The 14828-nt window shown below is 60.4% G+C and carries 13 protein-coding genes and 1 tRNA gene; 11 read left to right on the top strand and 3 right to left on the bottom strand.

Translation table 11 applies throughout. From position 1 onward, the window contains the following. Positions 1–8: 8 nt before the first annotated feature. On the bottom strand, positions 9–3614 hold the full coding sequence (locus JJQ51_RS06495) for an ATP-binding protein (RefSeq protein WP_113353796.1): 3606 nt from the start codon (positions 3612–3614) through the stop codon (positions 9–11). 222 nt (positions 3615–3836) lie between these two features. On the opposite strand from JJQ51_RS06495, the gene JJQ51_RS06490 reads away from it, so the two are divergent. Both JJQ51_RS06490 and JJQ51_RS06485 read left to right on the top strand, forming a co-directional pair. Further along, the gene (locus JJQ51_RS06490; RefSeq protein ID WP_069612335.1) at positions 3837–4283 is read left to right on the top strand and encodes a phasin; all 447 of its coding nucleotides are present in this window, start codon (positions 3837–3839) and stop codon (positions 4281–4283) included. 220 nt (positions 4284–4503) lie between these two features. Beyond that, positions 4504–4580 (top strand) — tRNA-His (locus tag JJQ51_RS06485). Positions 4581–4632: 52 nt separating this feature from the next. Here JJQ51_RS06485 and JJQ51_RS06480 read toward each other — a convergent pair. Next, positions 4633–4779, bottom strand: coding sequence for a hypothetical protein (locus JJQ51_RS06480; RefSeq protein ID WP_167078186.1), 147 nt, complete (start codon positions 4777–4779; stop codon positions 4633–4635). A gap of 190 nt (positions 4780–4969) precedes the next feature. Between JJQ51_RS06480 and JJQ51_RS06475 the strand changes: the two genes are divergently transcribed. Further along, on the top strand, positions 4970–5176 hold the full coding sequence (locus JJQ51_RS06475) for a hypothetical protein (protein WP_113354068.1): 207 nt from the start codon (positions 4970–4972) through the stop codon (positions 5174–5176). A gap of 40 nt (positions 5177–5216) precedes the next feature. Here JJQ51_RS06475 and JJQ51_RS06470 read toward each other — a convergent pair whose 3' ends face one another. Beyond that, positions 5217–6098 (bottom strand): LysR family transcriptional regulator, encoded by an 882-nt coding sequence (locus JJQ51_RS06470; protein ID WP_113330102.1) that lies wholly within the window; start codon positions 6096–6098, stop codon positions 5217–5219. 126 nt (positions 6099–6224) lie between these two features. On the opposite strand from JJQ51_RS06470, the gene JJQ51_RS06465 reads away from it, so the two are divergent. From JJQ51_RS06465 to JJQ51_RS06430, 8 genes are all read left to right on the top strand, one after another. Next, entirely contained in the window at positions 6225–7721 is a 1497-nt protein-coding gene (locus JJQ51_RS06465) for a CoA-acylating methylmalonate-semialdehyde dehydrogenase (protein ID WP_113330103.1), read from the top strand. Between the two features lie 145 nt (positions 7722–7866). Beyond that, a complete protein-coding gene (locus JJQ51_RS06460) occupies positions 7867–8214 on the top strand; it encodes a VOC family protein (protein WP_113330104.1) in 348 nt (115 codons plus the stop codon). A 156-nt stretch (positions 8215–8370) separates the two neighbouring features. Next, positions 8371–8859: an iron-responsive transcriptional regulator RirA gene (rirA, locus tag JJQ51_RS06455; RefSeq protein ID WP_113330105.1), complete on the top strand. Its 489-nt coding sequence runs from the start codon at positions 8371–8373 to the stop codon at positions 8857–8859. Positions 8860–9201: 342 nt separating this feature from the next. Beyond that, positions 9202–10797, top strand: a complete 1596-nt coding sequence (locus JJQ51_RS06450) for an ABC transporter substrate-binding protein (RefSeq protein ID WP_113330106.1) — start codon at positions 9202–9204, stop codon at positions 10795–10797. An 89-nt stretch (positions 10798–10886) separates the two neighbouring features. Further along, entirely contained in the window at positions 10887–11891 is a 1005-nt protein-coding gene (locus JJQ51_RS06445; RefSeq protein WP_113353798.1) for an ABC transporter permease subunit, read from the top strand. Between the two features lie 10 nt (positions 11892–11901). Continuing rightward, a complete protein-coding gene (locus tag JJQ51_RS06440; protein WP_113330107.1) occupies positions 11902–12810 on the top strand; it encodes an ABC transporter permease subunit in 909 nt (302 codons plus the stop codon). After that, positions 12810–13826 (top strand): ABC transporter ATP-binding protein, encoded by a 1017-nt coding sequence (locus tag JJQ51_RS06435; RefSeq protein ID WP_113330108.1) that lies wholly within the window; start codon positions 12810–12812, stop codon positions 13824–13826. Before JJQ51_RS06440 ends, JJQ51_RS06435 begins: the two co-directional genes overlap by 1 nt. Continuing rightward, the gene (locus JJQ51_RS06430) at positions 13823–14776 is read left to right on the top strand and encodes a peptide ABC transporter ATP-binding protein (protein ID WP_113353799.1); all 954 of its coding nucleotides are present in this window, start codon (positions 13823–13825) and stop codon (positions 14774–14776) included. Before JJQ51_RS06435 ends, JJQ51_RS06430 begins: the two co-directional genes overlap by 4 nt. Positions 14777–14828 lie beyond the last annotated feature (52 nt).

Raw genomic sequence — 14828 nt, 5'->3', positions numbered from 1 at the left:
AGATTGTCTCAGTTTGCCAGCACCCGCGGCGAGGGGAAGGTGATCTCGACCAGCGTGCCCTCGTTCGGGGCGGAATTGATCGAGAAGGTCGCGCGGTTGGCATCGACCATCGCCTTGGTCAGTGGCAGGCCGAGGCCGGTGCCGTCGCCGCGCTTGCGGGAATTGGTGGAAACCTGCCGGAACGGCTTCATGGCCTGCTCCAGCTCCGAGCGTGTCATGCCGACGCCGGTATCCCGGATGCGCATCACGACGCTGCCATTGCCCTCATACGCAGTCGACACGACGATCTGCCCGCCCGATGGCGTGAAGCGGATGGCATTGGAGAGAATGTTGAGCGCAATCTGCTTGATCGAGCGCAAATCGGCCACGACATTAGGCACAGCCTGAGAAAGTGCGGTGCGGATGATGACGCGCTGGCTGTTAGCCTGTGGTTGCACCAGCGACACCGCTTCGGTGATCGCTTCGTTCAGGCCGACCGATGCGAAATCCAGGTCCATCTCGCCGGCTTCAATCTTCGAGATGTCGAGAAGGTCGTTCACGATGTCCAGCACGTGGCGACCGGAGCGGCCGATATCGGTCGCATATTCGACATAGCGCGAATGGCCGATCGGCCCGAAACGCTCACCGGCCATCATGTCGGAAAAGCCGATGATGGCGTTGAGCGGCGTGCGGATTTCATGGCTGACGCGAGCCAGAAAGTCGGTCTTGTGCGCGTTGGCGGTTTCGGCGGCACGCTTGGCGTTGCGCAGCTCTTCTTCGGTGCGCTTCCATTGCGTGATGTCGCGGATGACGGCGCAGTAACCGTTCGAGGAATTCAGCCGACCCATGGTCATGAACAGCGGCACGAAACCGCCGGAAGCCTCGCGGCCGATCACTTCGCGGCCGTCGTTCAGCACGCTGGCGACGCCATGGCCCGAAAGGCCGCCGAGATAGTCGAGCACTGCCTTCTGGCTTTCATGCGCAAACAGCATGACGAAGGGTTTGCCGCGGGTCTCCTGGTCGTCATAGTTGAAGAGGGCGCTCGCCGAGCGGTTCATCGAGCGGATCTCGCCGTCCTGGCCGATGATGATCACGCCATCCGTCGCCGTTTCCAGCGTCGAGCGCAGTTCCTCGATCTCGACCTGCAGCTTCGCGACCTTTTCGAGGATGCGCTCCGGGCGGGCCTCTTCAGGAATTGGTTGTGGCGGCGGTGCTGGCGGCTCGCTTCTTTCCACCGGCATCAACGCCAGCATCAAGGCTGTGCCGTCTTCCCAACGGATCGACTGCAGCCGAGCCGTCACCGGCACCAGTGCATCGTCGGCGCGCACGACCATCATCGTGCCGGGCTGCTCGGTCTTGCCTTCGAGATCGTTGCGTTGCAGCAGCGCATCAAGTCCGCCAACCTGCTCGAGCTCATCAAGGCTGTCATAGCCGGTCAGCCGCAGGAATTCCGGATTGCCGTGGATCAGGCGGTCGCCAGCATGGACGAGGATCGCGAGCGGCAGCTGGTCGATGATGTCCGGCGACAGGCCGGTGCGCATCTTCACACGCGGCGGAATCGCGTTGTTCAGCACATCCAGCGGGTCGAAATCCTCCTCCGGCTCGGCCGATGCCGGCGATGCTTCAGCTGCAGCCTCGTCAGCCGCTTTCGCGCTCTTATCATCTGCAGCGTCGACGAATGTCACGACTGGCGTCGCGACGTTCTCTTCCGCAATTGTCGCTGCTGGCGGCTGGTCATCGGCATGGCCGTGTCCGTCCGTGGTTTCGGATGCCTCGGAGAGGATTTCGTCGGCCGCATTCGGTTGTGGAGTATCCGTACCCGCCTCATGCTGCCCGTCGTGAGGCTGCTCCGCCGGCGGTTCCGTGCGCTTGCCGAAGGGCTCGAGCTGTCGAGCGATTTCGCGGAACGCTGCCTGTTCGCTCAGCGAAAGGGTAGTCTGCGTCAATGTCCGACGCTCGTGCAGACGAACGACCTTGTCCGACTCGCGACGGTTCGGCGTCTCGGAAATCCGCAGTGCCGGCGGTTCGTAATGCGAGATCGGGGCGGATTCTGCGCTATCCTGAGCGGGATTTTCAATCTCTTCCGTCGCTGGGGATGGTTCAGCTTCGGTAGCGGGTGATTGCTCGTTGGATGCAGCTTCCACTTCGGGGGGCAATTCGGCGATGGGCGCGGCGTCTCCAACTGCATGGGTGCCGAGGGTCATGCCGCGCTTCATCGGATCTTCGATGGCATCCGCCAGGCGGACGACGCCGAAGCCCCGGAAGCCATCGAATTCGCGGCTGCGGGTATAGGTCGGCAAAGCGGCGAGATCGACCGGCACGGTCAGGCTCGTACCCTCCACCGGCCAGTAGATCGTGCGGCCGGACCATGTGTCGCGCCGCGCCAGCAGTTCCGCGATCTTGCCGTCCGGATCGAGATTGAAGCGGCGGGCGACATCGGCAAAGGCGATGCCGGCAATCTGGGCGGCATGCGGCCCCACTGCATCGGCAAATTCGCGTGAAACCTCGCTGAAACGGCCAGAGGCATCGATCTTCCAGACGAAACGGGTGGCACGCCCGTTGCGCTTGAAAATGAAGCCTTCCGAGGGCGTGTTTTCGCTATCGGCAACCGTTTCCGAGGAAGTCGGTTCCGCAGATGCCGTCGCCTCTGCGGCAGCAGCGTCTCCGCCGCCCGTTTCGGTTTCCGGCTGATGCTCATCGGCGTGAGCTTCGGTTTCGGCCTCGCTCGAGTTTCCGGCGGCCGAAGCCGCCTCCGCTTGCTCGTCCTCCCGATATTCCGGGGTTTCGTCCAGCTCCTCAATGCCGGCCACCGCATCGATGATGTCGCCGAAGGGGGCGGTCGGAACAGGTCTTGGTTCCTCGTCCGGCGCTGCTGCCTCAAGCTCCTTGCGCACGTCCTCCGCCTGCGGTTCGCTAGCCATAGCGGGGCGGGCTTCGTCGGCAAGGCTTTCCGTCGGGTCGAGATGACCAAGCACCGTTTCGACCACGAACAGCAGGTGCAGGGCCGGAATTTCGGAGAGCTTGCCGATGGCGGCAGGCAGATAGCCGCGACCGGTTGGGATCGGCCGCTTGATCAGCCGGTCCGGCTGCGCACCGGCCATGGTCGTCAGCATCCGCGCGGTCTGCGATGTCACGCCGAGCGTCCTGAAACCGGCGGACGCGGTAACGATTTCGCCATCGCGCCCGATGACGGCCATATGGGTATCGGGATCGTCGAACCCATCGATCATGCGCTTGGCGCATTCGGCTGCTGCGAGCGGTTTCGAAGAGACCGGAGAGGAGAACAGCACCGCTTCTTCGCCGGCCTGAATGCGGATCAGCTCGACGGCGGCGTTGACGACAGCCCGCTGGAAGCCGGAGGCCATGCGGATCAGGAATGTGCGCTGATCGCCGATAGCACCAAGGCCGCGCGCCGTCGCCTCGATCTGGCGGAACGAGACGTCGCCCGGCTTCGGTCCCTGTTCGACGAAATCGTAAATGACATCATAGCCAAAAAGGTTGGCGCCGGCGCCATTGGCCCAGAGCACGCGATCCATGCCGGTCGAGAACATGACCATGGCTTCACCGCGCGCGAAACGCTCCCGAACGCGCGGATGCACGGCAATGTCAATGAACGGATATTGAATTGCGGGCATTTTCCAACCTGTTTTGCGGGCGTGATCGCCTCTCGTGATTTAACGGTTTATTAATAACGGCGCCCTGCTTTCCGGTCCAGCGAGCGGCCCATTTTTCGGCCGGAAAGGTTAACGTGTTGTGCGGCGCACAAATATGTTGCACTGCACAATATTTTATATTATATACCCCTCACACAAGTTCACGACGGGCGCCTCAGGGAGGGCCCTTTTAGGAGCGTAATCATGGCTACTGTAAAGAAAGACGACGTTTTTTCAACGGCTGCATTCGATCCGTCCAAGTTCTCCGAATCCTTCCGCGACTTCGCGGAAAAGGGTGCTGCCCAGTCCAAGGAAGCCTTTGCCAAGCTGAAGGCTGCCACCGAAGAAGCAGGCAAGACTGTTGAAGCAACCGTGCAGACCGCACAGGCCGGCTCGGTCGAAATCGGCCTCAAGGCCATCGACGTTCTGCGCACCAATGCCGAAAGCTCGCTGGCTCACATGGAAGCCCTGCTTCGCGTCAAGTCCGTTGCAGAACTCTTCGAACTTCAGACCGCCTTCATCCGCAAGCAGGCCGAAGTCACCGTCGAGCAGGCCAAGTCCATTCAGGACACCACCAAGAAGGTTGCCGAAAAGCTGGCAAAGCCCGCCAAGGACGCCGCTGAAAAGGCAATGGCCTCCTTCAAGGCCTGATCATTTCCAATAAGCCTCCCAAGGCATGAATGTCCCGTTCCCAGGTGAAAACCCTGGGGCGGGACTTTTCATTTGCAGCTCAAGCCGGCTTGGCCGATATCCGGCCCAGCATCATCATTTGGATATCTGCAAAGCTTTTTTATATTGCGGGGAGATAGGACTTGAAATAATTTCAAAGTCCTCGTATGTGACCCCCGTTGACGCGGCAACGCGATCATGTGCGGTTGTAGCTCAGTTGGTTAGAGCGCAGGTTTGTGGCACCTGAGGTCAGTGGTTCGACCCCACTCAACCGTACCATTCTCTCCCGATCCATCCTTTACAAGATGCCGACGCCTTTAGCCTTGTGGGATTATTTCTTGTCTTCAGGCTTCTTGGACACGTGACCTGGCGATATCGGATCGCTTGCCGGAAACGTCTCTTCCAGCGCTTCCTCCAGATAATCGTCCTGTTCCTTGTGCTTTTTCTCGTCCAGTTTCTGCTGCTTCTTGTCGCTCATCGTCCTGGCTCCCTGATCTCTGTCTAAAATACTAGGCTTCGTCCGGCCTTTGTCCAGCGGCGAGGGACGAACGGGGAGGAGTGCCGGACCCGCCCACGCCACAAATGCGGGCCGCATGCCGAAATATCTTGGAACCGTCCGCATTGCTGGTCGTTGTGTCCATATCGGCAACGAGACGAAAGGAGCGGACATGTCTGTACCGAACGAGCCGATCCCCGAGACGCCTCCGATGCCCGAACCCGGCTGGACACCGAAGCCGCCTGTCGAGGAGCCGGATCCGGACAGGCTGCCGGATGAGGTTCCCGTTCCCAATCCGGATGAGAATGAGGAGCCGCCGAAGCATGCGGAAACTCAGCAGCCGCATGCGCCGTCATGGTGGTGTAGCTTGATGCCGTGACCTCTGCCTGCGAGCAGGAAGCGCGTCCATCGGCATCATTTTACAGGAAGATCCGCCGCTCCTCGCTGACAAGCTCCTGCAGGAAGTCCGCGACGGTGCGCACACGCACCAGGTCGCGGGCACTTTCATGGTAGGTCGTCCAATAGGCACGCTTAATGGAGATATCGGGCAGGATGCGCGTCAGCTCCGGAAACTGCCTGGCGATGTAATCATGCAGGATGCCGATGCCGGCGCCGGAGCGCACCGCTTCGGTCTGGCCGATGGCGGTGGAAATCTCGAAGGAGGCATCCCAACTGCGCATGATCTCGCCGGAAAAATTGAGCGAAGCCGTAAAGATCAGGTCTTCGACATAGCCGACGCGCGGATGCAGCTTCAGCGCCTCGACGCTGTCGGGCAATCCGGCCTGCTCCAGATAGGCTTTTGAGGCATAAAGCCCGAGCGTGTAATCCGTCAGCTTCGATGAGACCAGGCGACCTTGCTCGGGACGTTCGAGGGTAATCGCGATATCGGCCTCGCGCTGCGATAGCGAGAAGGAGCGGGGAACGGGCACGAGCTGGATGCGCAGTTCCGGATAACGGGCGATCAGCCGCCCGAGCCGCGGCGCGAGGAAGGAAACGCCGAAGCCATCAGGCGCGCCGATGCGCACCGTCCCGGTGATCGCGCTGTCGAGGTGGCCGACGCTCGCCTGCGCGCGCAGCATCTCCGTTTCCATGCGCTCCGCCGCATGCAGGAAGATCTCGCCTTCGGCGGTCAGATCGCAGCCATTGGTGCGGCGCACGAGCAACCGTGTCTTCAAGCGCTCTTCCAGCGTCGTCACGCGACGGGAGAGGGTGGCGTGGTTGACGCCCAGCCGTTTCGAAGCGGCCAGGATCTGGCCCGTGCGTGCCACGGCCAGAAACATCCGGACATCATCCCAATCCATTTACATACCCTCTCTTGCACAAGAAGGACTTCAATTTTTGCACAACGGTTGCTTATAGCAGCTCATTGATTTGTGCAAATTGAAGTGCCATCCTGTCAGCATCCAAGAAAACGAGGAGGCACATCCATGCGTGAGATCGGTCATTTCATCGGCGGCAAGCACGTCGCCGGTACGAGCGGACGCACGAGCAACGTCTACAATCCGGCAACCGGCGAAGTGCAGGCAACCGTCGCGCTCGCCAGCGTCGAGGAACTGCGCGCAGCCGTCGAAAATGCCAAGGCCGCTCAGCCGAAATGGGCTGCCACCAACCCGCAACGCCGCGCCCGCGTCTTCTTCAAATTCGTCGAGCTTCTGAATCAGAACATGGATGAGCTGGCGACGCTTCTCTCGAAGGAGCACGGCAAGACGGTCGAGGATTCCAAGGGCGATATCGTCCGCGGCCTCGAAGTCTGCGAATTCGTCTGCGGCATTCCGCATCTGCAGAAGGGCGAGTTCACCGAAGGCGCCGGCCCGGCGATCGACATGTATTCCATCCGCCAAGCTGTCGGCGTCGGCGCCGGCATCACGCCGTTCAACTTTCCGGCCATGATCCCGATGTGGATGTTCGCCCCGGCCATCGCCTGCGGTAACGCCTTCATCCTGAAGCCGTCCGAGCGCGATCCGTCCGTGCCGCTCCGCCTGGCCGAACTGATGATCGAAGCCGGCCTGCCTGCCGGCATCCTCAACGTCGTCAACGGCGACAAGGCCGCTGTCGACGCCATCCTGACCGATCCGGATATCGCTGCCGTTTCCTTCGTCGGCTCCACGCCGATCGCCCGCTACGTCTATGGCACGGCCGCGATGAACGGCAAGCGCGCCCAGTGCTTCGGTGGCGCCAAGAACCACATGATCATCATGCCCGACGCGGATATGGACCAGGCCGTCAACGCCCTGATGGGCGCCGGCTACGGGTCTGCCGGCGAACGCTGCATGGCGGTCTCTGTCGCAGTTCCGGTCGGCGAAGAGACCGCTAACCGTCTCGTCGAGAAGCTGGTGCCGAAGATCGAATCCCTACGCATCGGCCCCTATACCGATGACAAGGCCGACATGGGCCCGCTCGTCACCAAGGATGCCTATAACCGCGTCAATGGCCTGATTGACCGCGGCGTCGAGGAAGGTGCCAAGCTGGTCGTCGACGGTCGCGGCTTCAAGCTGCAGGGCTATGAGGACGGCTATTTCGTCGGCGGCACGCTGTTCGATCACGTCAAGCCGGACATGGATATCTACAAGACCGAGATCTTCGGACCGGTTCTCTCGGTCGTTCGCGCCAAGAACTACGAAGAAGCGCTCGATCTGCCGATGAAGCATGAATACGGCAACGGCGTCGCCATCTACACCCGCGACGGCGATGCTGCCCGCGATTTCGCCTCGCGCATCAATATCGGCATGATCGGCGTCAACGTTCCGATCCCAGTCCCGCTTGCCTACCACTCCTTCGGCGGCTGGAAGGCATCGAGCTTCGGCGATCTCAACCAGCACGGCACGGATTCGATCAAGTTCTGGACGCGCACCAAGACGATCACTGCCCGCTGGCCGTCCGGCATCAAGGACGGTGCGGAATTCGTCATGCCGACGATGAAGTAAGCATCGCAATTGCTGGCTCGTATCAGCCGCTGTCCGACACTTTTCGGACGGCGGCTTTTTTATTGCGTTTGTTTTCGATGGAGTCATCTTGTCATGGCCGCTGTTTTCATTTAGAACAAAACAAGAACAACGGGAGGGCCGAGCGATGGCCATAACCTATCAGATCGACTATCTCGAATTTCCGTCGAAAGACGGCCTGAAGACCCGCCGCTTCTTCGAGGAAGCCTTCGACTGGAGCTTTGTCAGCTATGGGCCGACCTACCATGTCATCGAGGCGGCCGGAATAGATGCCGGCATTGACGGAGATGCGGGAGAGGCGGCCGGCACGCCTTTGCCCGTCGTGCGCACCACCGATCTGGAGGCCGCACAGCGCGCCGTCGAATTCGCCGGCGGCGTCATCACCCGTCCCGCTTTCGATTTTCCCGGCGGCCGTCGGTTTCATTTCCGCGAGCCGGGCGGCTGCGAAATGGCGGTCTGGATTTCCGTGCCATGAGCTTCGGGACATCGCCGATTGGAGATCGGCAGGGGCTGGAGGGCAGGCTTTCTAAATAAGCTGAATATGAATTTCATATTTTGGAATTGTTCAAAACTAAGAAAGCCACTATATACGGGGTCAGCCCCTAAGCAGCCTTGATTCCAGGAGATCGGCATGCGCTTGACCAAGCAGACCAATTACGCCGTGCGCATGCTGATGTATTGCGCCGCCAATGAAGGCCATCTCAGCCGCATCCCGGAGATCGCCAAGGCATACAGCGTGTCCGAGCTGTTCCTCTTCAAGATCCTGCAGCCGCTGACCAAGGCAGGTCTCGTTGAAACTGTGCGTGGCCGCAATGGCGGTGTGCGGCTTGCGAAGCCGGCGACCGATATCAGCCTGTTCGACGTTGTCCGCGTCACCGAGGACAGTTTCGCCATGGCGGAGTGCTTCGAGGATGGGGTGGTGGAATGCCCGCTGGTCGATAGCTGCGGCCTCAACTCGGCGTTGCGCAAGGCGCTCAATGCTTTCTTCGACGTTCTGACCGAATATTCCATCGACGACCTCGTCAAGGCCCGCCCGCAGATCAACTTCCTGCTCGGCCTCACCGACAAAGATCACAAGGCGATTGCGAAGAAGCCGGTGGTCGCGGCCCCGGCCGCCTAATCGGTTATCCGAAGTTCGGTCATGTTTTGGTCCGCAGTTACCGCCGGTAGCTGCGGATTTTCGTTTGTATTGCCTCCTATCCGGGCAATAGGCCGTTCGCCGATGGAAAGAGGAAAACGGCAAATCATTCTGAATCAACCAAAAGCACGTAATTTTTTGCCAGAAAATTACCAATTCAAAGGTTTTTTCGCCCAAAAATTTCCAAACTATAGAAATTGGAAAAATTTTAGGCGGCGCTTGTTGCTTTCAAACTTAAAATAAAGTTCCATCGGCGCGATCCGGATGGGAACCTCTGGTGGTGTCCACGGCTTCAAAAGAATAACAAATCTGGGAAACGATATCATGAAAAAGATTTCTGTCCTGCTGGCAGTGACAGCCTTGGCTTCGGTCATGGCGACGTCCGCCTGGTCGAAAACGCTTGTCTATTGCTCGGAAGGTTCGCCGGAAGGTTTCGATCCCGGCATCTATACCGCCGGCACCACATTTGATGCTTCCTCGCGCACGGTTTATAGCCGTCTTGTCGAATTCAAGCACGGCAGCACCGAGATCGAACCCGGCCTCGCCGAAAGCTGGACCGTTTCCCCCGACGGCAAGGAATACACCTTCAAGCTTCGCAAGGGCGTGAAGTTCCAGACGACCGATTTCTTCACGCCGACGCGTGACCTCAATGCCGACGACGTCATCTTCTCGATCGGCCGTCAGCTCGGTACGGACAATCCGTGGGCCAAGTATGTTGCCGGCGGTTCCTATGAATATGCCGACGGCATGGGCTTCCCCAAGCTCATCAAGTCGATCGACAAGGTCGATGACCTCACCGTCAAGTTCGTTCTGAACCGTCCGGAAGCTCCGTTCCTCGCCGACCTCGCCATGGACTTCGCCTCGATCCTGTCGAAGGAATATGCAGACAAGCTGCAGGCCGACAAGAAGATGGAGCAGATGAACCAGCAGCCGCTCGGCACCGGCGCGTTCACCTTCGTCGCCTACCAGCCGGATGCCGTCATCCGCTACAAGGCGAACGAAACCTACTTCAAGGGCAAGGAGAAGATCGACGATCTCGTCTTTGCGATTACGCCGGATGCATCCGTCCGCGCGCAGAAGCTGAAGTCCGGCGAATGCAACCTCATGCCTTACCCGAACGCCGCCGACATCAAGGATCTGAAGGCTGACAAGAATCTCAAGGTTCTCGAACAGGCCGGCCTGAACGTTTCCTACCTTGCCTACAACACGCTCGTTGCGCCGTTCGACAAGGTCGAAGTTCGCAAGGCGATCAACATGGCCGTCAACAAGCAGGCCATCGTTGATGCCGTCTTCCAGGGTTCCGGCAAGGTTGCGACCAACCCTATCCCGCCGACCATGTGGTCCTACAACAAGGACGTGAAGGACGACGCCTACAATCCGGACGAAGCCAAGAAGCTGCTTGAAAAGGCTGGTGTCAAGGATCTGAGCATGAAGATCTGGGCAATGCCGGTTTCGCGTCCGTACATGCTGAACGCCCGCCGCGCTGCCGAACTCATGCAGGCAGACCTGGCCAAGATCGGCGTCAAGGTCGAGATCGTCACCTATGACTGGGCTCAGTACCTGAAGCTCTCCTCCGCCAAGGACCGCGACGGTGCGGCCATCCTCGGCTGGACCGGTGACAACGGCGATCCGGACAACTTCCTTGACACGCTTCTCGGCTGCGATGCCGTCGGCGGCAACAACCGCGCGCAGTGGTGCAACAAGGAATTCGACGATCTCGTGAAGAAGGCCAAGCAGACAGCCGACGTCAAGGAGCGCACCAAGCTCTACGAACAGGCTCAGGTCGTCTTCAAGCGCGAGGCTCCCTGGATGACCATCGACCATTCGGAAGAGTTCATTCCGATGACGAAGAATGTCTCCGGTTACTTCCAGGATCCGGTCGGCGTTCATCGCTTCGACGGCGTCGATATCGCCGAATAACGAAAAATCTGTGAGAATGCCCGGCTAAGACCGGGCGACCCGGCGGTCAGACACCCTGTCTGACCGCCGGAAAAATTTGGACATCTGCCATGTTGCGATTTCTTCTCAGCCGGCTAGCGGTGCTGATCCCGACATTTCTCGGCGTATCGATCGTCGCCTTCTCCTTCATCCGCCTGCTTCCCGGCGATCCCGTCATGCTGCTGTCGGGCGAACGCGTCATGTCGCCGGAACGTCATGCGCAAATCTCCCACGATCTCGGCTACGACCAGCCGATGGTGGTACAGTACGGCCGATATATCTGGAACGCCCTGCATGGCGACCTCGGTACCTCAATCACCACCAAGCGCGACGTGCTGACCGACTTCCTGACCTTCTTCCCGGCAACGCTCGAATTGTCGATCTGCGCCATGATCCTTGCGATCTGTCTTGGCATTCCGGCCGGCGTTTTCGCCGCCGTCAAGCGCGGCACATGGTTCGATCAAAGCGTCATGGGCGTGGCTCTTGTCGGCTATTCCATGCCGATCTTCTGGTGGGGCCTGCTGCTGATCATCGTCTTCAACGGCTATCTGCACTGGACGCCGGTTTCGGGCCGCATCGGCCTCATCTATTTCTTCAAGCCGATCACCGGCTTCATGCTGATCGACAGCCTCCTCTCCGGTCAGAAGGGCGCCTTCTGGTCCGCTTTGAATTCGCTGATCCTGCCGACCATCGTGCTCGGCACCATTCCGCTTGCCGTCATTGCGCGCCAGACGCGCTCCGCCATGCTGGAAGTGCTGGGCGAGGATTATGTGCGCACGGCGCGCTCCAAGGGGCTTTCGCCGCTGCGCGTCGTTTCCGTGCATGCGTTGCGAAATGCGATGATCCCCGTCGTCACCACGATCGGCCTGCAGGTCGGCGTGCTGCTTGGCGGCGCCATCCTGACGGAAAGCATCTTCTCCTGGCCCGGTATCGGCAAATGGATGATCGACGCCGTCTTCAAGCGCGATTATCCGGTGGTGCAGGGTGGCCTGTTGTTGATCGCTGGCATCGTCATGCTCGTCAATCTTGCTGTCGACCTGCTCTACGGCTTCGTCAACCCACGCATTCGTCACTAGGAGCGGCCCCATGAGCACGGTTAGCGTCAAAACGGTTAGTGTCAAATCCGACCGTCCTTCCGCTCTTGCGGAGTTCTGGTATTATTTCTCTCGCAACAAAGGCGCCGTCATCGGCCTTGCGATCTTCCTCTTCGTCCTGTTTCTGGCAATCTTTGCCGGCGTCGTGGCGCCTCACAATCCCGATGCCGCTTACGGCAGCGACATGCAGCGCCTGCCGCCAGCTTGGGCGGAGGGCAGCAACAGCAGTTTCCTGCTCGGCACCGATGCCAATGGTCGCGATCTTCTGTCGCGCCTCATCTACGGCACGCGCTTCTCGCTGTTTATCGGCCTCGTCGTTGCCTCGCTTTCGGCGATCGCCGGCATCTTGATCGGCCTTGTCGCCGGCTACGCCCGTGGCCGCATCGATACGATCATAATGCGTATCATGGACATCATTCTTGCCATCCCGTCATTGCTGCTTGCCCTGGTGCTGGTGGCAATCCTCGGACCGGGCCTGACCAATGCGATGATCGCGATCTCCATCGTCAACCAGCCGCATTTCGTTCGTCTGACCCGCGCTTCCGTCATGGCCGAGCGCGACAAGGAATATGTCATCGCCTCGCGTGTTGCCGGCGCCGGTCCTCTGCGGCTGATGTTCAAGACGATCCTGCCGAATTGCCTCGGTCCGCTGATCGTGCAGGCGACGCTTGCCTTTTCGGCCGCCATTCTCGATGCCGCAGCCCTCGGCTTTCTCGGCCAGGGCGCCCAGCCGCCGACGCCGGAATGGGGCACGATGCTCGCCGACTCGCGCGAATTCTTCCAGAGCAACCCTTGGCTCGTTACTTTCCCCGGTCTCTGTATCCTGATTACCGTTCTCGCCATCAACCTGATGGGCGACGGCCTGCGCGATGCGTTCGACCCGAAGCTGAAGAGGTCGTAATGGCACTCCTCGATATTGAAAACCTATCCGTTGAATTCCAGACTTCGTCCGGCCTGTTCCGGGCGGTCGATGGCGTTTCGCTCACCTGCGACAAGGGAGAAATCCTCTCGATCGTCGGCGAATCCGGTTCCGGCAAATCCGTCTCCATGCTGGCCATGATGGGCCTTCTGCCCTGGACGGCGAAGATCACCGCCGACCGCATGATGTTCGATGGCAAGGATCTGCGCGGCATCTCCTCGCGCCAGCGCCGTAAGATCATCGGCAAGGACATGGCAATGATCTTCCAGGAACCCATGTCGAGCCTCAATCCGTGCTTCACGGTCGGCTTCCAGCTCGGCGAGACACTGCGCATCCACATGGGCCTCGACCGTAAAGCGCGCCGCCAGCGTTCGATCGAACTGCTGAATCTCGTCGGCATTCCAGCTCCCGAGGATCGTCTGTCGAACTTTCCGCATCAGATGTCTGGTGGCATGAGCCAGCGCGTCATGATCGCCATGGCGCTCGCCTGCAATCCGAAGCTTCTGATCGCCGATGAGCCCACGACCGCGCTCGACGTGACGATCCAGGCGCAGATCCTCGACCTGCTCGTGCGCCTGCAGCGGGAGCAGGGCATGGCGCTCGTGCTCATTACCCATGACATGGGCGTCGTCGCCGAAACGGCGGAGCGCGTCCAGGTGCAATATGCCGGCCAGAAGGTCGAGGAGCAGCCGGTCAAGGAACTGTTCCGCGATCCGCATCATCCCTATACGGCAGCCCTTCTTTCGGCTCTGCCGGAACGTGCCGAAGTCGGCGAGCGTCTGCCGTCGATCGCCGGCGTCGTTCCCGGCCAGCACGATCGTCCCAGGGGCTGTCTCTTTGCGCCGCGCTGCTCCTTTGCAACGCCGGAATGCGACAAGGGCGTCAAGCGTCAGGGGCCTGAACTGGGCGTAGCCCTATGCAATTATCCGCTGCAACATGGCAAGCCGCTCGGCCACCCCGGGATTGCCGCCACGCAAAAAGCAGGAGGTGCCGCATGACCGGCGCTGTTCTCGAAGGGCGCGATCTCGCCCGTTTCTACACCGTCAAGCGCGGCACCTTCAAACCGGAAGCGACCGTCAAGGCGCTGAACGGTGTCAGCTTCAGCCTGCAGTCGGGCCGCACGCTCGCTGTCGTCGGCGAATCCGGCTGCGGTAAGTCGACGCTCGCTCGCCTGGTGACGATGATCGAAAATCCGACGGCCGGCGAATTGCTGATCGACGGCAAGCCCGCCAGGCTCGGCGATCGCAGCCTGCGCAGCGCCGTGCAGATCGTGTTTCAGAACCCCTATGGCTCGCTGAACCCGCGTCAGAAGGTCGGCTCCATCCTGGAAGAGCCACTGAAGATCAACACGGATGATGATGCCGCGACGCGCCGCCGCAAGGTGGAGGAGATGATGGCGCGCGTCGGTCTGCGCCCGGAACACTACGATCGTTATCCGCATATGTTCTCGGGCGGCCAGCGCCAGCGCATCGCCATCGCACGCGCCCTGATGCTGCGGCCGAAGGTGCTGGTGCTCGATGAGCCGGTGTCCGCACTCGATCTGTCGATTCAGGCGCAGGTCCTGAACTTGCTGATGGACCTGCAGAAAGAGATGGGCCTTGCCTACCTCTTTATCTCGCATGGCCTTTCCGTCGTCCGTCACATCGCAGACGACGTGATGGTTATGTATCTCGGACGCCCGGTGGAAACCGGCACGGCGGACGAGGTCTTCAGCCGGCCGCGCCATCCCTATACCGCAGCCCTTCTGTCGGCAACGCCGATCGCCGATCCGGATCGCGAGAAGAACCGTATCCGCCTTCAGGGCGAATTGCCGTCCCCGCTCAATCCGCCGAAGGGATGTCACTTCAATCCGCGCTGCTGGCGTGCCCAGGACAAGTGCCGGCAGGTCGAACCGGAACTCGCGGGCGAGGGTACGCATAAATTTTCCTGTTTCTTTCCGCTGGATTGATCCAAGTTGTGAGTCGGGCACGGCTGGCGAGACCAGTCGTGCCCCGTTCAAG

It is taken from the genome of Rhizobium sp. AG207R, assembly GCF_027109195.1.
GTDB lineage: Bacteria > Pseudomonadota > Alphaproteobacteria > Rhizobiales > Rhizobiaceae > Rhizobium > Rhizobium dioscoreae.
Note: the sequence above shows the minus strand (reverse complement) of the source record. Positions and strands in the feature narration are given on the sequence as shown.

What these genes read in the sequence shown, in the direction of transcription:
- JJQ51_RS06480 (WP_167078186.1), bottom strand. Translation starts at nt 4,779, where the DNA reads ATGAGCGACAAGAAGCAGCAGAAACTGGACGAGAAAAAGCACAAGGAA.
- rirA (WP_113330105.1), top strand. Translation starts at nt 8,371, where the DNA reads ATGCGCTTGACCAAGCAGACCAATTACGCCGTGCGCATGCTGATGTAT.
- JJQ51_RS06490 (WP_069612335.1), top strand. Translation starts at nt 3,837, where the DNA reads ATGGCTACTGTAAAGAAAGACGACGTTTTTTCAACGGCTGCATTCGAT.
- JJQ51_RS06460 (WP_113330104.1), top strand. Translation starts at nt 7,867, where the DNA reads ATGGCCATAACCTATCAGATCGACTATCTCGAATTTCCGTCGAAAGAC.
- JJQ51_RS06465 (WP_113330103.1), top strand. Translation starts at nt 6,225, where the DNA reads ATGCGTGAGATCGGTCATTTCATCGGCGGCAAGCACGTCGCCGGTACG.
- JJQ51_RS06450 (WP_113330106.1), top strand. Translation starts at nt 9,202, where the DNA reads ATGAAAAAGATTTCTGTCCTGCTGGCAGTGACAGCCTTGGCTTCGGTC.
- JJQ51_RS06495 (WP_113353796.1), bottom strand. Translation starts at nt 3,614, where the DNA reads ATGCCCGCAATTCAATATCCGTTCATTGACATTGCCGTGCATCCGCGC.
- JJQ51_RS06470 (WP_113330102.1), bottom strand. Translation starts at nt 6,098, where the DNA reads ATGGATTGGGATGATGTCCGGATGTTTCTGGCCGTGGCACGCACGGGC.
- JJQ51_RS06440 (WP_113330107.1), top strand. Translation starts at nt 11,902, where the DNA reads ATGAGCACGGTTAGCGTCAAAACGGTTAGTGTCAAATCCGACCGTCCT.
- JJQ51_RS06445 (WP_113353798.1), top strand. Translation starts at nt 10,887, where the DNA reads ATGTTGCGATTTCTTCTCAGCCGGCTAGCGGTGCTGATCCCGACATTT.
- JJQ51_RS06475 (WP_113354068.1), top strand. Translation starts at nt 4,970, where the DNA reads ATGTCTGTACCGAACGAGCCGATCCCCGAGACGCCTCCGATGCCCGAA.
- JJQ51_RS06435 (WP_113330108.1), top strand. Translation starts at nt 12,810, where the DNA reads ATGGCACTCCTCGATATTGAAAACCTATCCGTTGAATTCCAGACTTCG.
- JJQ51_RS06430 (WP_113353799.1), top strand. Translation starts at nt 13,823, where the DNA reads ATGACCGGCGCTGTTCTCGAAGGGCGCGATCTCGCCCGTTTCTACACC.